The 18920-nt window shown below is 51.9% G+C and carries 14 protein-coding genes and 1 other RNA gene; 10 read left to right on the forward strand and 5 right to left on the reverse strand.

What is annotated here, in order from left to right:
* The first annotated feature begins 247 nt into the window (after positions 1–247).
* Positions 248–649: a hypothetical protein gene (locus tag B4923_RS04330; protein ID WP_109053147.1), complete on the forward strand. Its 402-nt coding sequence runs from the start codon at positions 248–250 to the stop codon at positions 647–649.
* Between the two features lie 79 nt (positions 650–728).
* Here the strand turns inward: B4923_RS04330 and menI are convergent, their stop codons facing one another.
* Both menI and ydiJ read right to left on the reverse strand, forming a co-directional pair.
* A complete protein-coding gene (gene menI / locus B4923_RS04335) occupies positions 729–1139 on the reverse strand; it encodes a 1,4-dihydroxy-2-naphthoyl-CoA hydrolase (protein ID WP_109053148.1) in 411 nt (136 codons plus the stop codon).
* Positions 1139–4192, reverse strand: a complete 3054-nt coding sequence (ydiJ, locus tag B4923_RS04340; protein ID WP_109053149.1) for a D-2-hydroxyglutarate dehydrogenase YdiJ — start codon at positions 4190–4192, stop codon at positions 1139–1141. The genes menI and ydiJ overlap by 1 nt, the downstream gene beginning before the upstream one ends.
* A gap of 417 nt (positions 4193–4609) precedes the next feature.
* Between ydiJ and ydiK the strand changes: the two genes are divergently transcribed.
* The 3 genes from ydiK (at position 4610) to apbE (ending at position 7360) form a co-directional block, all read left to right on the forward strand.
* The gene (ydiK, locus tag B4923_RS04350) at positions 4610–5716 is read left to right on the forward strand and encodes an AI-2E family transporter YdiK (RefSeq protein ID WP_425428589.1); all 1107 of its coding nucleotides are present in this window, start codon (positions 4610–4612) and stop codon (positions 5714–5716) included.
* 247 nt (positions 5717–5963) lie between these two features.
* An RNA gene (gene rprA / locus B4923_RS04355) (antisense sRNA RprA) lies at positions 5964–6076 on the forward strand.
* A gap of 240 nt (positions 6077–6316) precedes the next feature.
* A complete protein-coding gene (gene apbE / locus B4923_RS04360) occupies positions 6317–7360 on the forward strand; it encodes an FAD:protein FMN transferase ApbE (RefSeq protein WP_109053152.1) in 1044 nt (347 codons plus the stop codon).
* 47 nt (positions 7361–7407) lie between these two features.
* On the opposite strand, the gene ppsA is transcribed toward apbE, so the two are convergent.
* Positions 7408–9786 carry a phosphoenolpyruvate synthase gene (gene ppsA / locus B4923_RS04365; RefSeq protein WP_109053153.1) on the reverse strand — a complete coding sequence of 793 codons (2379 nt, stop codon included), beginning with the start codon at positions 9784–9786 and terminating at the stop codon, positions 7408–7410.
* Between the two features lie 300 nt (positions 9787–10086).
* Between ppsA and ppsR the strand changes: the two genes are divergently transcribed.
* The 6 genes from ppsR (at position 10087) to B4923_RS04400 (ending at position 16464) form a co-directional block, all read left to right on the forward strand.
* Positions 10087–10908 carry a posphoenolpyruvate synthetase regulatory kinase/phosphorylase PpsR gene (ppsR, locus tag B4923_RS04370; RefSeq protein WP_109053154.1) on the forward strand — a complete coding sequence of 274 codons (822 nt, stop codon included), beginning with the start codon at positions 10087–10089 and terminating at the stop codon, positions 10906–10908.
* A 483-nt stretch (positions 10909–11391) separates the two neighbouring features.
* The gene (locus B4923_RS04375) at positions 11392–12447 is read left to right on the forward strand and encodes a 3-deoxy-7-phosphoheptulonate synthase (protein WP_109053155.1); all 1056 of its coding nucleotides are present in this window, start codon (positions 11392–11394) and stop codon (positions 12445–12447) included.
* A gap of 355 nt (positions 12448–12802) precedes the next feature.
* Positions 12803–13855 (forward strand): hemin-degrading factor, encoded by a 1053-nt coding sequence (locus B4923_RS04385; RefSeq protein WP_109053156.1) that lies wholly within the window; start codon positions 12803–12805, stop codon positions 13853–13855.
* On the forward strand, positions 13852–14670 hold the full coding sequence (locus B4923_RS04390; RefSeq protein WP_109053157.1) for a heme/hemin ABC transporter substrate-binding protein: 819 nt from the start codon (positions 13852–13854) through the stop codon (positions 14668–14670). The genes B4923_RS04385 and B4923_RS04390 overlap by 4 nt, the downstream gene beginning before the upstream one ends.
* Positions 14667–15671, forward strand: a complete 1005-nt coding sequence (locus tag B4923_RS04395) for a FecCD family ABC transporter permease (RefSeq protein WP_109053158.1) — start codon at positions 14667–14669, stop codon at positions 15669–15671. The genes B4923_RS04390 and B4923_RS04395 overlap by 4 nt, the downstream gene beginning before the upstream one ends.
* Positions 15664–16464 carry a heme ABC transporter ATP-binding protein gene (locus tag B4923_RS04400; protein ID WP_109053159.1) on the forward strand — a complete coding sequence of 267 codons (801 nt, stop codon included), beginning with the start codon at positions 15664–15666 and terminating at the stop codon, positions 16462–16464. Before B4923_RS04395 ends, B4923_RS04400 begins: the two co-directional genes overlap by 8 nt.
* A 16-nt stretch (positions 16465–16480) precedes the next feature.
* Here B4923_RS04400 and B4923_RS04405 read toward each other — a convergent pair whose 3' ends face one another.
* Positions 16481–17932 (reverse strand): protein adenylyltransferase SelO, encoded by a 1452-nt coding sequence (locus tag B4923_RS04405; protein WP_109053160.1) that lies wholly within the window; start codon positions 17930–17932, stop codon positions 16481–16483.
* A 176-nt stretch (positions 17933–18108) separates the two neighbouring features.
* Positions 18109–18831: an EAL domain-containing protein gene (locus tag B4923_RS04410; protein WP_109053161.1), complete on the reverse strand. Its 723-nt coding sequence runs from the start codon at positions 18829–18831 to the stop codon at positions 18109–18111.
* Positions 18832–18920: the final 89 nt, after the last annotated feature.

The raw sequence follows: 18920 nt of genomic DNA on the forward strand, positions 1-18920 counted from the left end.
TTTAACACCATGATAAATCAGTATTAAATCTTCTTGACGCCCCTTCTCGCCGCGCAAGAAAATCATCAATTCATTATCATTAGTATAACATTCATAGCGAATGCCTATTTATAAAACAGGAAAAGTAAATGAAGATTTCATCTCACCGCTTGTACATTTTGAATGGAAAAGCACATTTTCCCCATTGATCCCGACTATTTTTATAAATATGATAATGATTATCATTTAATATTCAGGATTGATAACCATGCTTTCGATGAATGCCTGGCTACAGCATCAGATCGACGAATATAAATTTCAAATCCGGGATGCCACCGTCGATTTCTATATGGCTGAGGCGCGTCTGAATCGCCCGGAAAGCAATATTGATCATCTGCGGCGCTATCACAACGCCTGTATGGATATGGTCGATTTGTGTCTGCGGAATGGGGATGACGACAGCTATTTGCATGCCTTGGTAAAATTGCATAACCGGCTGATTAAAGAGATAAATAACGAAAAGCGCTGCCACCTCTTCCGGGTACAGAGTTACTATTTCGCGCGTAACACGCTCAAGTTGATTTGCCATCAACTAAGCATGCAGGGTTCCTGGGATAAAGCAACGGCTTTCCAGACCGATTTCGTCAAGCGGGTGCCTTTCCTGCCCTGAAAGCGCGCGGAATTCGAAAATCCCGCGTTGCTGACGCTGTCGTAGTATGCACAAACGGCGTCAGCCTGGCGTTATATCGCTAGATAACCGCCGTAGTCAGACGAGAGGTACAGCACAGTCGGTTCTGGCTATCAAAAATATCAATCTGCCATACCTGATTGCGTCGTCCGATATGCAGCGCACGGCACACGCCGCGCACTTCGCCATCGCGTACCGAACGCAGGTGATTGGCATTGATTTCCATCCCGACAACGGTCTGCGTCCCTTCGGTACAGAGATAACCGGCAACAGACCCCAGCGATTCAGCCAAAACGACAGACGCCCCGCCGTGCAATAACCCCAACGGCTGCCGGGTTCGGGGATCGACGGGCATAACCGCTTCAAGATGATCGTCGGCAATCCGGGTATAGCGAATCCCCAGATAGTCTATCATGCATCCCTGACTCTGCTCATTCAGTTGCTCAAGGGTGACCTTTCGCTTCCACTGCATTAAATAATCTCCAGCAAGGCCTGTAATGGGTGGCGTAACCCGCTACCCTCCATCCGTTTGACCTGACTACGGCAGGAATATCCCGTCGTCAGACAGCGTTTCTGCGGCAATTTCTGCAATGCCTGCTGCCAGGATAGCGAATAAATTCCCTGAGAGTTCACCAGATTTTTGCTTTCATGACCATAGGTGCCCGCCATACCGCAGCAGCCTACGCTGACATTTTCCAGTTTCGCGCCAAACCGCGAGAAAATATCAGACCACTGTTGGGTACTGGCAGGCAACGCCGTCGTTTCCGTACAGTGACCAAACAGATACCAGGATTCACCTGCCGCGGTCTGCGGCGCGCTGTCCGTCAACGCGCTGATCAACCATTCATGCACCAGTTTTACCTGGAAATCGCCGCGCTTATCACCCAGGATTTCGCGATATTCATCGCGATAGCAGAGTACCAGCGCAGGATCGACGCCCACCATGGGTATACCAAGCTTTGCCGCCCGGTTAAGGAAATCTGACGTTTTAGCCGCGGTTTTCGCAAAGCGTTGCAGGAACCCCTTTATGTGCTGCGCTTTACCATTTGGCGAGAACGGCAGCAGCACTGGCTTCAATTTCAGTTTTTCCACCAGACGCACAAAATCGGCCACCACCTGCGCATCGTAGTAACTGGTGAACGGGTCCTGCACGATCAGCACATATTGCTGCCGTTCTGTATCGGACAAGGTCTCCAGTTGCTCCAGCGTGGTTCGTATCGCACCGTGGCCCGCAAATTGCTGACGCAGCGACGGCGAGGAAAGCAACGGCAAATCCACCATGCCAATCTGCCGACGGCTTAAGGTATTAACCCACGGCATTTTGAGAAAGAAATTGAATGTTTTGGGACTGCGCGCCATCAGGGGCGCATAACTTTCAACACCGGCGACCAGATAATCGCGTACCGGGCGTAAATAGCGGGTGTGATACAGTTGCAGAAAACGGGAACGGAAGCTGGGAACATCAATTTTAATCGGACACTGTGTCGAACAGGCTTTACAGGCCAGACAGCCTGACATGGCCTCTTTCACCTCGTGGGAGAAATCATAATCGCCCTGACGCGCCTGCCAGGTGTTCCGGGTTTTCTGAATGAATGTTCGCAGGCTGAGCCTCTGTTGAGGCAGTGTTTTTTCCAGCGCCAGCGGATCAACCCCCTGATCGGCCAGCAATCGCAGCCATTCACGCACCAGCGTCGCCCGCCCTTTCGGCGAATGAATACGGTTCCCCGTAATCTTCATGGAAGGACACATCGGGCTTCGGGCATCAAAATTGAAGCAGAGTCCGTTGCCATTACACTCCATCGCGCCACGGAATGAGGTCCGCACCGCCAGCGGGATGGTCCGATCGTAAGTTCCGCGCTTGACCGCATCGACTTTCATCATCGGCGCATCAACATCCAGCGGAGCACAGATTTTTCCAGGATTGAGGCGATTATCAGGATCGAATGCAGACTTGATACGACGCAATTCAGCATACAATTCCGCACCAAAAAATTCAGGGCTGTATTCGGCGCGGAATCCTTTACCGTGTTCCCCCCACAGCAAACCACCGTATTTGGCCGTCAGGGCGACAATTCGATCGGAAAGCTGCTTCATCAGCATTTCCTGCTGCGGATCGCACATATCCAGCGCCGGTCGGACATGCAGGACCCCGGCGTCCACATGGCCAAACATACCGTAGGTCAGGTTATGGCTGTCCAGAAGCTGACGAAATTCTTCGATATAGTCGGCCAGATGCTGCGGCGGTACGCAGGTATCTTCGGCAAAGGGAATAGGTTTCGCCAGCCCTTTGCTGTTGCCCAGCAGCCCCACCGCTTTCTTGCGCATACCATAAATACGCTCAATACCCACCAAATCGTTACAGGTCTGATAGCCGATCACCCCGGCTTCCCCCGCGGCCAGCAATTCATCAAGGCGTTTACACAGCGTTTCCACCTGTCCGTTGATCAACGCTTCATCATCACCCGCAAATTCAACAATATTCAGCCCCAGCATCTCCTGATCCGGAACATCGGCGATCAGTTCGCTGACGGAGTGCCAGACAATATCTTCACGCGCCAGATTCAACACTTTTGAATCGACGGTTTCGACTGACAGCGCTTTTGCCTCCACCATGAACGGCGCATTGCGCAACGCTGAGTTGAAGGAATCGTATTTGATATTGACCAGCCGCCGCACCTTCGGTATCGGTGTAATATCGAGTTTCGCTTCGGTAATAAATGCCAGCGTGCCTTCAGCCCCGGTCAGAATTCGCGTCAGATCAAACGTTTTCAAATCATCACTGAAGACGTGGCGCAAATCGTACCCGGTCAGAAAACGGTTCAGTTTAGGAAATTTATCGAGGATCAGCTGTCGCTGTTCACGGCAGCGATGCAACACCGTGTGGTAAATACGCCCGACAGGTGAGGCTTCCTGAGCCAACTGCTCGGCCAGTTCCACCGGCATCGCCTGGGTATCCAGTATATCGCCGCCCAACAGCAACGCACGCAGCCCCAGAACGTGATCGGAGGTTTTACCGTAAACCAGCGATCCCTGTCCCGATGCATCGGTATTAACCATGCCGCCCAGCGTGGCGCGGTTGCTGGTAGAAAGCTCCGGCGCGAAGAAATAGCCGAAGGGTTTGAGATATTGATTAAGCTGATCTTTGATCACGCCCGCTTCGACCCGAACCCACCCTTGTTCAGGGTTAATTTCCAGAATTCGGTTCATGTAGCGCGACATATCCACCACAATGCCGTGGTTCAACGCCTGACCATTCGTGCCGGTCCCGCCACCGCGAGGGGTGAATGTCAGTCCGAGAAAACGCGTTTCGCCAGCCAAACGGGCCAGAATGGCCACATCAGCGGTAGAACGGGGGAAAACAACGGCATCGGGTAAGAGTTGATAGATACTGTTATCTGTCGCCATCGTCAGGCGATCGGCGTAGTCTGTCGCCATATCGCCTGTAAATCCATTTTGTTTCAACGCTTCCAAAAAATTAAGCACCGACTGAACAAGTCCGGGTGACTGAGTGATCTGTGGGATCATTATTTTTTGACCCTGTCTGTACAAAAAGTGTTTGCCAATTATGTCATTAGTGTCTGCGAGGCGTCGACGTTCAATCTGCTAACCGAACGTCATTCGGCAGACCTGTCGCGTTTTTACCCTTATCGCTCCCAGGATATGGGATGGCGGCAACGGTACAAACGAGCAAAACGAGTGAAGGTCGCCAACGTGCCTGCAACTTGAAGGATGAAGGATATATCACATTTCAACGAAGTATGCGCAGCTTGATCGGTAAAAGCATACACCATGTTGGGTTTCCGCCGTTTCACCAACAAAATGTTCAACAGGCTGTCAAAAAGCCCGGAAATATCCCATGATAAATTGTCGTCGCTTTCATCGCCTTGCAAAAGCGGCGTCGATTTCAGACATTACGTCTATTTATAGAGGTACTATTCATTGATAAGAAAATATCGACAACAGCATTTCGACGCGGCAAGGACATTATTTAGCCTGCTGTTTATCATCATTATGATCATTGCCTGCTTTTGGGTTGTACAGCCTTTTATTCTGGGGCTTGCCTGGGCTTGTATGGTGGTTATTGCCACCTGGCCGCTGTTAATTAAACTTCAGCATCTACTGTGGGGCCGACGTTCTCTGGCCGTTATCGCCATGACGTTACTGTTGATTCTGTTGTTCGTATTGCCGATTGCCCTACTGGTCAGCAGCGCGATCGATAATAGTTCGGCATTAATGGCCTGGGGCTCCAGTCAGGAAAATTTCTCACCGCCGAAACTGGAGTGGCTTACGTCCATTCCGCTGGTTGGCGACAAATTGTTCAATAGCTGGCAAACCCTGTTGCAGAGCGGCGGCAGCGGCCTTTTTTCCAAAGTTCAGCCTTATGCCGGCAAAACCGCAACCTGGCTGGTGGCGCAGGCCGCGCACGTTGGCCGCTTTCTGATGCACTGCGCCCTGATGCTGGTATTCAGCGCGCTGCTTTACTACAAAGGAGAGTCCGTCGCCAAAGCGGTGCGCCACTTCGCTATCCGTCTCGGACAGGAACGAGGGGATACCGCGGTCATTCTGGCGGCGCAGTCCATCCGGGCCGTGGCGCTGGGCGTGGTGGTCACCGCCATTGTTCAGTCGCTGCTGGGCGGTTTCGGTCTGTTCATTTCCGGCATACCCTATACCACCTTGCTGACGGTATTGATGTTTCTGTTCTGTCTGGTGCAGTTGGGGCCGCTTCCCATATTGATCCCCGCGGTTATCTGGCTTTACTGGAGCGGGGATACCACCTGGGGGACGGTACTGCTGATTGTGAGTTGCGTAGTCGGTACCATTGATAACTTCATCCGTCCGATGTTAATTCGCTTAGGGGCCGACCTTCCGCTGCTGTTAATTCTGTGCGGCGTTATTGGCGGATTACTGGCCTTTGGCATGATTGGTTTGTTCATTGGTCCGGTCGTACTGGCTGTATCTTATCGACTCCTGTTTGCCTGGATGGATGAGATCCCCGAACCCGAAAATATCATTACCGCCGATCCTTCAATCGATCCTGACAAAAATTGATGATGATCGCTGGAATTCGCCTCAACATGGGTGGTCAAACCACCCATGTCATGCCGAGGCTGATAAGTAAAAAAATTTAATGTTTTACCCGCAAAACTAGGGATTATTCCTAATAAATTGATATTTTCTCCATTATCACTTCAATTTTACTCACTGTAGCCCACCGTGTATTGAGCAATCTTAAAAAATAATTAACCATTAGGATGATTCTTAATGACTAAATAGGGCATAATCCCTAGCATGAATATCGGAGCTAGTTTTTAACCTACTGTTTGTCAATGAGGTTTCCTCCTCGTCAGAGTTAGTAACGAATTGCTGTGTGTAGTCTTTGCCCATCCCCTGAGATGGGCTTTTTTTTATCCAGCGAACAGACATCCATTTTCTTCTCTATGCCCGCAAAGTGTACTATTGATGACCGTTTCGCCGGACATTTTTCACCATAAATTGCGGTTAATCCTGTTTTTGTTAATCTGCTATTTGCATTTCAGCCGCTTTGCTTTATTGGTTATACCCTGAATAATTCGAGTTTCAGCGGCGTCGTTTTCCTGCACATTGAAATCTATTGGTTATCGCGCATGCTTCATTTCCGGGAGTTTTTTCATGACCAAGCTCGCCATTAAGGGATTAATTCTGGGCTGCCTGTTCAGCCTGCTTACCGCCTGTGATAATGCAACCCATACCCCGCCACGTCCTCTGCTGACCATTGAGGGTAAAACGATGGGCACCTTCTACAGTGTAAAAATCAGCGGAGAATTGACAGAAGATAAAGCGCAATTGCAGCAGGAAATTGATCGTCTGCTGGAGCAGGCCAATGATGAAATTTCTACCTACCGTGAGCATTCAACGTTGTCACGGTTCAATCAATATCGGGGCACAGATCCCCAGCCCATCAGCAATGGCATGGCGGATATTATTTTGGCGGCGCAACGTATCGGCAGAGCAACGGATGAAGCGATGAATATTACCGTTGGTCCGCTGGTAAATTTGTGGGGATTCGGTCCACAAAAGCAACCGGTGACAATCCCATCTCAGCAACAAATTGATCTGGCGAAGCAAAAAGTGGGATTGAGCCACCTGAAGTTACTGAGCGACTCACGCGGGGAATGGATTCAAAAAGATCTGCCCGATTTATATGTCGATCTCTCCACGCTGGGTGAGGGCTACGGGGCGGATGTGCTGGCGCAATTAATGGCGCGCAAAGGTATTACCAACTATCTCGTTTCAGTGGGCGGCGCCATTTCCAGCCGCGGAGTGAATTCGGAAGGTAAACCGTGGCGAGTGGCCATCCAGAAGCCGACCGATCAGGAAAACGCCATGCAGGCAGCCGTGGATTTACAGGGCTATTCTATCAGTACTTCCGGCAGCTACCGTAATTACTTTGAGCAGGATGGCAAACGTTATTCCCATGTTATCGACCCTACTACGGGTCGCCCCATTACGCACCAGTTGGTTTCCGTCACGGTTATCGCGCCGACGGCGCTGGAAGCTGACGGTTGGGATACCGGGTTGATGGTTCTGGGTACGGAAAAAGCGTTAAAACTGGCGGAACAACAAGGACTGGCGGTTTATTTAATCACCAGAACAGATAAAGGCTTCAGCGCCATCATGACGCCACAGTTCAAATCTTTTCTCATTACCCAGTAGGGAGTAAGAGTCCTCCCTCTTACCAGAGGGAGGTTGGGAGAGAATGATTACTGATGTTCAGCCAGATTCAGCCAGGTTTGCACCACGGTATCCGGGTTCAGAGACAGGCTATCAATCCCCTGCTCCATCAACCAAATGGCGAAATCCTCATGATCCGAAGGCCCCTGACCACAGATGCCAACGTATTTCCCCTGTTTTTTGGCCGCGGTGATCGCCATTGACAGCAGTGCCTTAACCGCATCATTGCGCTCATCAAACAGCGCAGAGACGACGCCTGAGTCCCGGTCCAGCCCCAGCGCCAACTGGGTCATGTCGTTTGAGCCAATAGAGAAGCCATCGAAATGTTGCAGGAATTCCTCCGCCAATAGCGCATTGGATGGGATCTCGCACATCATGATAATTTTCAGGCCATCCTCGCCGCGGCGTAACCCCTGGTGAGCCAGCTCTTCGATTACCGCGTCCGCCTGCGCGACTGTACGAACAAACGGGATCATGATCTCCACGTTTTTCAAACCCATATCATTACGCACGCGTTTTACCGCCGCACACTCCAGCGCAAAACACGCTTTGAAGTCCGGGGATACATAGCGACCCGCGCCACGGAAGCCCAGCATAGGGTTTTCTTCTTCCGGTTCATAACGCTCGCCGCCCAGCAGGTTGGCGTACTCGTTCGATTTAAAATCGGATAAACGCACGATCACCCGTTTTGGCGAGAACGCCGCGGCCAGCGTTGCAATACCTTCCGTCAAACGGCCGACATAGAACTCAACCGGATCGTCATAGCCATTCATCAGCGCCTTGATTTCACGCTGTAGCTCCGGCGTTTGCTGATCGAACTCCAACAGCGCACGCGGATGCACGCCAATCATGCGGTTGATGATGAACTCCAGTCGGGCCAGCCCGACGCCATCGTTCGGCAGACAGGCGAAATCAAACGCCCGATCGGGATTGCCGACGTTCATCATGATTTTCAGCGGTAAATCCGGCATTTCATCGATCTGAGAACTCTTCACGGTGAAATCCAGCAGGTCATGATAAACGTAGCCGGTATCGCCCTCGGCACAGGAAACGGTCACTTTCTGTCCGTTATGCAGCCGTTCGGTCGCATCGCCGCACCCAACAACGGCAGGAATGCCCAGCTCACGGGCAATAATGGCCGCATGACAGGTGCGCCCGCCACGATTGGTGACAATGGCGGCCGCTTTTTTCATGATCGGCTCCCAGTCCGGGTCGGTCATGTCCGTAACCAGCACATCGCCCGCATTGATCAGATGCATCTCGCTGATGTTCTGAATCACTTTAACTTCACCGGCGCCAATACGGTGGCCGATAGCGCGTCCTTCTACCAGCACGTCACCACTGGCTGGCAGATGATAACGCTCCATCACCTGACCATTGGAGCGGACGGTTTCCGGACGCGCCTGAACAATGTACAGCTTGCCCGTATGACCATCCTTTGCCCATTCGATATCCATCGGACGACCGTAGTGCTTCTCGATCAACAGCGCCTGACGCGCCAACGCCTGCACTTCGTCATCCGTCAGACTGAAGCGTGTACGTTGCTGATCGGGAACATCTTCGATACGCACCTGCTTGCCATGTTCCTGACTGGCAGCGTACACCATCCGAATTTTTTTCGACCCCATGTTGCGACGGACAATCGCGGGCTTGTCATTGAGTAGCGTGGGTTTATGCACATAAAACTCATCAGGGTTAACGGCGCCCTGCACCACCATCTCACCCAAGCCATAGGCCGAGGTAATGAATACCACCTGATCGAAACCGGACTCCGTATCAATGGTGAACATGACGCCGGCCGCCGCCAGATCGGAACGCACCATGCGCTGAACGCCAGCCGACAACGCCACGCCGCGATGGTCATATCCCTGATGCACACGGTAGGAAATGGCACGATCGTTAAACAGAGAGGCAAACACATGCTTTACCGCGATCATCACCGCATCGATACCCTGAACGTTCAGGAAAGTTTCCTGTTGCCCGGCAAACGACGCATCCGGCATATCCTCCGCGGTTGCAGAAGAACGCACGGCAAACGACGCATCTTTCTCACCGTCGGCCAGTTGCTGGTACGCATCACGAATCGCCTCTTCAAGCGCCGGCTGGAAAGGCGTATCAATAATCCACTGACGAATTTGCGTACCGGCTTTCGCCAGTTGATTCACATCGTCAATATCCGTGCGATCCAACAATTCGTAAATACGCTGATTGATACCGCTTTGATTAAGAAAATCATTAAACGCCTGTGCTGTTGTCGCAAAACCATTCGGGACGGCTACGCCCAGTTCTGAAAGGTTGGTGATCATCTCACCCAGGGAGGCATTTTTGCCACCCACCCGCTCAACGTCGTGCATACCAAGCTGGTTATACCAGAGGACATTACGCAAATCAGGGCCGTTATTGGACATCGAAAATAATCCTTTCTGCATACAGTTAGGGTATGAAAGAGTTCGGTTGAAAATGAGTTTCAACCTAATCAGGGTAGCATAGCGTTTTATAAAGCATGGACAGGTGAATCGATCAACCTACGAAAAAAAACTGATTTCATCGCCAAGTATTGCTTAACGATGCAAAAATCCAATATCGTAAAAGTTTGGTATCCTTTTCATAAGGATAATGAAATAGCGTTTTAATAAAAGCATTCTGAAAACGCAATTTTTGACGAGGTTGATTTGTTTTTATTGAAGAAAACGCAATAAGGAGTTCAGGTGGAAAGAAGCGTGTTTTATATCTCCGACGGTACGGCGATCACGGCGGAAGTGCTTGGTCATGCGGTGCTATCACAATTTCCGGTGGATACCGTGAGCTACACTTTGCCCTTTGTTGAAAACGAAACACGCGCCAAAGCCGTGTGTGAACAGATCAATCTGTCCTACCGGCAGAGCGGCTTACGCCCGCTGGTTTTCTATTCCATTGTCACCCCCACCGTGCGTGACATTATTATCGGCAGCGAGGGATTTTGTCAGGATATTGTGCAAGCACTGGTTACCCCTTTGCAAAAAGAGTTAAACATTTCGCCAACGCATGTGGCGAACAGAACCCATGGGTTGACCGCCAACAATCTGGGTAAATATGAAGCGCGTATCGCCGCCATCGACTACACGCTGGCCCATGATGACGGTATTTCACTGCGCAATCTCGATCAGGCTCAGGTTATTCTGCTCGGCGTATCCCGCTGTGGCAAAACGCCGACAAGCCTTTATCTGGCGATGCAATTCGGTATTCGCGCCGCAAATTATCCGTTTATCGCCGATGATATGGATAACCTGCATTTACCCGACGCGTTGAAACCTTTCCAGCACAAGCTTTTCGGTCTGACAATTGATGCCGAACGTCTGGCGGCGATCCGCGAAGAGCGCCGGGGAAACAGTCGCTATGCGTCTTTACGTCAATGTCGAATGGAGCTTAGCGAAGTCGAAGCCCTTTATCGCAAACACCAGATTAAATACATCAATACGACCAATTATTCTGTTGAGGAAATCTCCGCCAAAATCATCGACACGCTGGGCATGAGTCGAAGAATGTACTAGTACATAATATATTTTTATGGCTGGCTATCCCTGCCCGCCCCCCTTGCGGGCCGTCGCAAGCGACGTTGAAAATCGCTCCAGGCGATTTTTTATCGTCACGCGGTTGAAATGCACGCCGTTTAGTTTATTGTAAGTCTCATCACTTCCCGGTATTTCGCCGTTGAGAAGAAACCAATTTAGTCGAGATCCCTATCCCGATAGACTTTATGCTCATTGGGCAAAGACGACACACAGCAACGAAGGCATACATGATGAGACGAATGGCGAACGGTCACCGTAACGTTTCATCCGCGCCACCGGTTATTTCTGCGTTCAAAAACGCCTGATGTGTTTTTGAACGTTGTTCGCAGCGTTCGCTTTGCATTTATAACGTTATGATTTTTATCGCGTTATTGTCTTTTATGAACACAACTAATGCGTTCACAGGCATACGGCATCGTCTCGGGTGATAGGCTCTCGGCTTGAAATGCTTAGAGACACAATATGTATCAAACAGATGAACTGCGAAGCAGGCGCATCGATAGTTTGGTTACGCCACTCGCGCTGATAACCAAATTACCCCTTTTGCCCGCCATTGCCGAAACCGTGACGCTGTCGCGAAAAAGTATTGAAGACATTCTTACCGGCCAGGATCCCCGTTTACTGGTTATTATTGGCCCCTGCTCTATTCACGACATTCCCAGCGCCCTGGACTATGCCCATCGGCTGGCTGAAATGCGCGTCCGTTATCAGGATCGGCTGGAAATCGTGATGCGTACTTACTTTGAAAAACCGCGAACCGTCGTAGGTTGGAAAGGTATGATTGCAGACCCGGCGCTAAATGGCTCCTTTCAGGTGAATGAAGGACTGGAACGGGCCAGACGTTTGCTGCTGGACGTCAACGCACTGCAACTGCCGACGGCCACCGAATTTCTGGATATGGTGACCGGCCAGTACATTTCCGATCTGATTAGCTGGGGAGCGATTGGCGCCCGAACAACGGAAAGCCAAATCCACCGCGAAATGGCTTCCGCGCTGTCCTGCCCCGTCGGCTTTAAAAATGGCACCGATGGCAATACGCGTATCGCGATTGACGCCATTCGGGCGGCGCGGGCGCAGCATATGTTCCTTTCGCCCGACAAACAGGGACAGATGACGGTTTACCAAACGCAAGGCAATCCGTTTGGTCACGTGATTATGCGCGGTGGCAAAAAGCCCAATTATCACGCTGACGATATTGCCGATGCCTGTGCGCACCTGCGTGAGTTTTCATTGCCTGAACATTTGGTCATCGATTTCAGTCATGGTAACTGCCAGAAACAGCATCGCCGCCAGATGGAGGTTGCGGACAATGTTTGTCAGCAAATCCGCTCCGGTTCACGCTCCATTGCCGGCATCATGGCAGAAAGCTTTCTGATCGAAGGCAACCAGCCAATAAATACGCCGCAAGCGCTGACCTATGGGCAATCCATCACCGATCCTTGTCTGGGTTGGCAGGATACGGAGACCATGCTCGAACGGCTGGCAGAGGCCGTCGATACGCGCTTCCGCGCAGTCTGAGCGAACGCTCGCCGCGCAACCCAGCGCCCCATCCGCAGGCCCGACAAGACGCCATTGATGGGGCGTGTTCACCAGTTGGGCTTGAACCGCTTTTTCCCCCGGTACGCAGGCGTAACGGTTCAGCGCATGACTCTCATGCTGAACGTCCTTGTGCAAAAATACGTCCGCTCCATGACGACGCTCCAGTAGCCCCCCTCATCCGCCGTTCTTCTGCATTATTGTCGTAGCAAAACGCACGATCGCTGCACGCCGCGCACGCGTATTAAGAAAATTTCACTTGATGTAACGTTTTTGTTACATGAAAATGATTCTCATTAATCCCTAGCAGTATCGAGATAAAGGATAAGGAAGCGAGATGCAGACTTCAATTTACCAGCAATACCTCCAGGCTAAAATCGCCCACCCACGTAAATACGCCCGCGATCTGGCAGATCTGCTCGGCATCAGTGAAGCAGAACTGACGCACGCGCGTGTCGGACACGATGCCCAACGCTTACAAGGTGATGCCAAAAGCTGGCTGAACGCACTGGAACAGGTTGGTAATACCAAGTCGATCACTCGTAACAATTATGCGGTACATGAGCATGTTGGTGATTACCAGAATCAATCGCTGGATGGTCACGCCGGCCTGATTCTGAATCCACGCGGACTGGATTTGCGTTTGTTCCTGCACCAATGGGCCTCCGCTTTCGCATTACGTGAAACGACGCCACGCGGTGAACGTCAAAGCATTCAGTTCTTTGATCATCAGGGTGACGCCATCCTGAAGGTCTACACCACGGATACCACCGATATGCAAGCCTGGCAGCAGTTTGTCGATAAGTTCGCCCACGCAGAAAACCCTGCACTGCCGGTTCGTCCGCTGGCGGGCGAACCGGCAGCCAGCGCCTCCGCAGAGGCGAATCCGCAGTTTGAAGCGGACTGGCGGGCAATGACCGATGTGCATCAATTCTTTATTCTGTTGAAACGCTATAACCTCACTCGTCAGCAGGCTTTCCGCGCCGTCAGTGATGATTTGGCCTACCGGGTTGATAACGACGCGCTGTCACAAATTTTGTTTACCGCCCGTGAAGATCAGAACGAAATCATGGTATTTGTGGGTAATCGTGGCTGTGTGCAGATTTTTACCGGCAAGATCGAACGCGTTGAACGCATGGAACAACACGCCGAATGGATTAATATCTTTAATCAGGATTTCACCCTGCATCTGATTGAAAACGCCATTGCCGAAAGTTGGGTCACCCGCAAGCCGACGGCTGACGGTATCGTCACCAGTCTGGAACTGTATGCCGCTGACGGCACGCAGATTGCCCAACTGTTTGGACAACGTACCGAAGGAACACCGGAACAACAGCAGTGGCGCGACCAGATTAGCGCGTTGAAACCACTCAAGGAGCTGGCCGCATGAAAAACTGGCTATTCCCGTTACTAATCGCGCTGCCGCTGGGTGCGTCAGCCGCTGAACGTCTTGTGTCCATCGGCGGTGATGTCACCGAGATTATTTATGCGCTGGGCGCGGAAAAAGATCTGGTTGCCCGCGATAGCACCAGCCTGCATCCCGATGCCGCTACGGCATTACCGGATGTCGGCTACATGCGCCAGCTCAATACCGAAGGCATCCTGACCATGAAACCGTCACTGGTGATTGCCAGCGAGCTATCCCAACCTTCACTGGTGTTACAGCAGGTTGCTGAAAGCGGCACGCAGGTTATTCAGGTGCCGGCCACGCCGGCACTGGAAACCGTACCGCAGAAAATCAGTGTCATTTCACAAGCGTTGCATAAAGAGGACGAGGGCAAAAAGCTGGCAGAAGCGTACCAGCAACAACTGGCGGCCATCGCCAAAACGCCCTTGCCGGTTAACGTCCTGTTTGTTCTCAGCCACGGCGGTATGACTGCCATGGCAGCCGGACAGAATACGCCTGCGGATACCATCATCCGTAGCGTCGGCTTGAAAAACGCCATGCAGGGCGTACAACGCTATCAGCCGCTCTCGCAGGAAGGCGTGATCGCCAGCGCGCCAGACCTGATACTGATCTCCAGCCAGGGACTAAAAAGTCTGGGCGGGGAAGCGCAGATCTGGAAATTACCCGGACTGGCCCTGACTCCTGCGGGTAAAAACAACCGTCTGCTGGTCGTCGATGACATGGCGCTGCTTGGCTTTACGCTGGAAACGCCGGCACTGATGGCGACGCTGCGTCAGACGGCAGAAAAAATCAAATGATACAACGGTTTCATCCGCGTTATTGGCTGACTGCATTACTGCTATTGTTGTTGATACTGATGGTCGGGGCGTCGAATCTGGGCGCGCTGACCCTGTCATTTAAAACACTGTGGCAGACGCCATTTGACGATCCGCTCTGGCATATCTGGCTGAATATCCGTATTCCCCGCGTGTTGCTGGCCGTGCTGGTCGGCTGTGCGTTGGCCTGTTCCGGGGCCATCATGCAGGGACTGTTTCGTAACCCACTGGCCGATCCCGGCCTGCTGGGGATCAGCAGCGGCGCAGCGCTGTGCGTTGCGCTGACCATCGTGCTGCCGCTGGGTTTGCCCCCGCTGCTGGCGCTTTATAGCCCCATGCTGGCCGCTTTTGTCGGCAGTCTGGCGATTACCGCGATTATTTTCATCCTTAATCGTTCCGGGCAGGGCGGCGTCACGCGTCTGTTACTGGCAGGTATCGCCCTTAACGCGTTATGTATGGCATCCATCGGGGTTCTGACCTACATCAGTACCGATCAGCAGTTACGCCAGTTCTCTCTGTGGGGGATGGGCAGCCTGGGGCAAGCGCAATGGCCGATGCTATTAGTCGCCGGCACGCTGGTCATTCCAGCCATTATCATAACGTTGTATCAGGCTCGTCTTTTGAATCTGTTACAGCTGGGGGATGAGGAAGCGCATTATCTTGGCGTCAACGTGAAGCGCACCAAGCACATGCTGCTGCTGTTAAGCTCTCTGTTGGTCGGCGTCGCCGTTGCCGTCAGTGGTGTCATCAGCTTTATCGGATTGGTTATTCCACATCTGATCCGAATGCATTTGGGCGCCGATCACCGCTGGTTGATACCGGGTTCCGCGCTGGGCGGAGCCTGCCTGCTGCTGGTCGCCGATACGCTGGCCCGGACGATACTGTCTCCGGCGGAATTGCCCGTCGGTTTGTTAAGCAGTCTGATTGGCGGCCCCTACTTCTTATGGCTGATCGTTCAGCATAAAGGACGCGGAAATGAGTAATCCCGCCACTCCCGAAACGTCGATGATTGCGCGCCACCTCAGTTTTCACACCGGTGAACGCTACCTGACAAAGGATGTTTCCCTTGAGGTCAACTGTGGTGAAATTGTGGCGATTATCGGCCCCAACGGGGCAGGAAAATCGACGCTGCTGCGGCTCTTAACCGGCTATTTGACACCTCAGCAGGGGGAGTGTCTGTTGGCAGGAAAATACTTTGCGCAATGGCAACCCAATGCGCTGGCGAGAACCCGCGCAGTGATGCGGCAGCACAGTGGAATGGCATTTGCCTTCAGCGTTCAGGATGTTGTCTCGATGGGACGCGCGCCTCATGGACGTGCTCAGCACAACGAAACGGTGGTCCGGCGGGTGATGGAACAAACCGGCTGTCTGACGCTGGCAACCCGGGATTACCGCCATCTGTCCGGCGGCGAACAGCAGCGCGTTCAGTTGGCCCGCGTGCTGGCGCAGCTCTGGCACCCGCAGCCAACGCCCGGTTGGCTGTTTTTGGACGAACCCACTTCAGCATTGGATTTATATCATCAGCAGCATCTGTTGCGGTTGCTGAAACAACTGACCCGCCAGCAGCCGTTGGCCGTGTGCTGCGTCCTGCACGATCTTAACCTGGCTGCGCTGTATGCCGACAGAATTCTGCTGTTGCATGAAGGTGAACTGGTTGCGCAAGGGACACCAGAGCAAGTGCTGCGGGCCGATGTGCTCACCCATTGGTATCAGGCCGATCTCAGCGTCAGCCCACACCCTGAATATCCCATTCCGCAGGTTTACCTGCGTCAGTAGGCGTCGGCACTCAGCCTCAGCTGGAGCAGGATATTTCCAGATGTTTGCCCCACTCTGGCGGTAACGCCGCCAGATCGTCCATCTCAGGTATATCGTCATAAGGACGGCACAGCGCCTGATGCAAACGCGCCAGCACGCTGATATCCTCTTTTTCCGCTCGGTCAATGGCGTTCTGAGCCAGATAGTTGCGCAGAATATATTTTGGATTGGCCGATTTCATGCTTTGTTGCCGCTCGGCATCACTCTGTTCTTCCTGCATCAGCCGTTTGCGATAGGCGCTAAACCACTGGTCAAACGCCTGACGATCGATAAACTCATCCCGCAAAGGCGAAAGCGCCGCATGCTTCTCACTCTCCGCCAATAGCCGGAAGGTGCGGGTATAATCGCGCCGCTCTTGTTGCATCAACCGCAGTAACCCTACCAGAATGTCATTATCCTGAGCGTCGGCGGTAAACAGTCCCAATTTGGCGCGCATCAGCGAACCATACTGCCGCATTAACGCCGGCTCATAGCGCGCCAACGCCTTCTCCAGCACTTCGGTACTCATCAATCCTGACAGCGCCTGAGCCAGACGATGGAGATTCCATAGTCCAACAGCCGGCTGGTTATCGAAGGCATAGCGGCCCTGATGGTCGGAATGATTGCAGATATAATCGGGCTGATAGTCATCCAGAAAACCATATGGACCGTAGTCTATCGTCAAACCAAGGATCGACATATTGTCCGTATTCATTACACCATGGGCAAAACCAACCGCTTGCCACTGTGCCATCAGGCGCGCAGTCCGTTCGACGACGTCACCGAACCATAAAGCGTAACGTTGCGCGTCATCCCGCCACTGCGGCCAATGCCGCGCGATGACGTAATCCGCCAACTGCCGGACCTTATCTGGTTCATGATGATAGTAAAAATGCTCAAAATGGCCGAAGCGCACATGGCTTTCCGCCACGCGCAATAGCATCGCGCCCGGTTCTTCCCGTTCGCGCTGTACGAGCTGCTCACTGGAGACAACGGTTAGCGCGCGCGTCGTAGGAATACCCAGATGGTGCATCGCTTCAGACGCCAGAAACTCTCGGATGACCGAGCGTAAAACCGCCCGGCCATCGCCCATACGCGAATAAGGCGTCAGGCCGGCCCCTTTAAGATGCCAGTCCAGCGTGCGCCCATCCGCCAGTTGCTGTTCACCAAGCAGAATGCCGCGGCCATCACCTAACTGCCCGGCCCACATACCAAACTGGTGTCCGCTATAAACCTGAGCCAATGGCTCCATACCCGGCAGCAGCATCTCGCCACTCCAGATGGCGCTCTTCTCAGCAGTAAAATACTCAGGAGAGAGCCCCAGTTCATTTGCCAGCCCCTCGCTGTAATAGAGCAAACGGGCCCCCTGTAGCGGCGTGGGTTTAAGCGCAGTGTAAAACCCCGGCAACTGCTGAAAATAATGATTAACGAACTGTGGTCTTTTCGGCATAGTTTCTCCCCTATAAAAGAAAGTGTAGATGGCCGGCAAGAGAATTAACACCGAGGGAAAACAGGGATATTCGTTTTGAAAAACGCGTCTGCGTTTTTTTATGGCGGGCTATCCTGCCCGTCACCCTGTGGGCTGTCGCCTGGTGACAATGAAGAGATTAACGGATAAAAGCAGCCTCAAGGGAGTTCGATTTTTTTTCTTAGTTCATCAAAATGAACGGCAGGCCATAGCTCACCTTGTACTGCATCAATATTTAAGTTCTTAACTTTATGAAAGTACTCGGCGGTGCCGATACCTTTAACAATAACGTTGATATCTTGATAATAGTTTTTAATTATTCTCAATAAGGGATCCATGATGAGCGTATTTTGGGGACGCGATAATAAATGCTCCACAAAGTTTTGATCCAATTTGACCCCGCACAGCAACCCATCATGCAAAGGCTTCAGATTACTTTTCCCGGCGCCGAAGTTGTCCAGCCAAAGACAAAACGCCTGGCTTATTTTGGCCAACACCGCGTTTTCTTTCCCTTGTGATAGACCGGGGAAATACTCATTAATTTCCAACTGGATGAAGGTAAAACGCCGCAGAGAATGGCATAGCGTCTCGGATTGCATAAATAGATCCACGACTGCGTGATCAACCCGAAGCACTAAAAGGATATCATTATCAATAAACCAACTGGCTTTACCCTGAATAAATGAAATTTGTTCATTAATGAAATCATAGCGTTGCATGCTATTTAATAGGGTAAACAGAATATCTGACGGCATACTCAGATTACCTGAAGAACTATTAAATCTACTTATCATTTCGACAGCAACCAGCCTGCCTTCCAGGCTATAAATAGGCCAGAAAACATAATCACTGACATAATCTACTTCTAACCGAACAAGCATAAGGTATTTTTAAAGTAAAATAGTAGTGGTGTTGTTCCAGTTTATTGATAACTATCACGACTTGTGACCATCAGCTGAAAATAGAAACC

Source organism: Brenneria roseae subsp. americana, assembly GCF_003115815.1.
Classification (GTDB): domain Bacteria; phylum Pseudomonadota; class Gammaproteobacteria; order Enterobacterales; family Enterobacteriaceae; genus Brenneria; species Brenneria roseae.

Coding starts and splice junctions, on each gene's coding strand:
- B4923_RS04330 (WP_109053147.1), top strand. CDS start 248: ATGCTTTCGATGAATGCCTGGCTACAGCATCAGATCGACGAATATAAA.
- menI (WP_109053148.1), bottom strand. CDS start 1,139: ATGCAGTGGAAGCGAAAGGTCACCCTTGAGCAACTGAATGAGCAGAGT.
- ydiJ (WP_109053149.1), bottom strand. CDS start 4,192: ATGATCCCACAGATCACTCAGTCACCCGGACTTGTTCAGTCGGTGCTT.
- apbE (WP_109053152.1), top strand. CDS start 6,317: ATGACCAAGCTCGCCATTAAGGGATTAATTCTGGGCTGCCTGTTCAGC.
- ppsA (WP_109053153.1), bottom strand. CDS start 9,786: ATGTCCAATAACGGCCCTGATTTGCGTAATGTCCTCTGGTATAACCAG.
- B4923_RS04375 (WP_109053155.1), top strand. CDS start 11,392: ATGTATCAAACAGATGAACTGCGAAGCAGGCGCATCGATAGTTTGGTT.
- B4923_RS04385 (WP_109053156.1), top strand. CDS start 12,803: ATGCAGACTTCAATTTACCAGCAATACCTCCAGGCTAAAATCGCCCAC.
- B4923_RS04390 (WP_109053157.1), top strand. CDS start 13,852: ATGAAAAACTGGCTATTCCCGTTACTAATCGCGCTGCCGCTGGGTGCG.
- B4923_RS04395 (WP_109053158.1), top strand. CDS start 14,667: ATGATACAACGGTTTCATCCGCGTTATTGGCTGACTGCATTACTGCTA.
- B4923_RS04400 (WP_109053159.1), top strand. CDS start 15,664: ATGAGTAATCCCGCCACTCCCGAAACGTCGATGATTGCGCGCCACCTC.
- B4923_RS04405 (WP_109053160.1), bottom strand. CDS start 17,932: ATGCCGAAAAGACCACAGTTCGTTAATCATTATTTTCAGCAGTTGCCG.
- B4923_RS04410 (WP_109053161.1), bottom strand. CDS start 18,831: ATGCTTGTTCGGTTAGAAGTAGATTATGTCAGTGATTATGTTTTCTGG.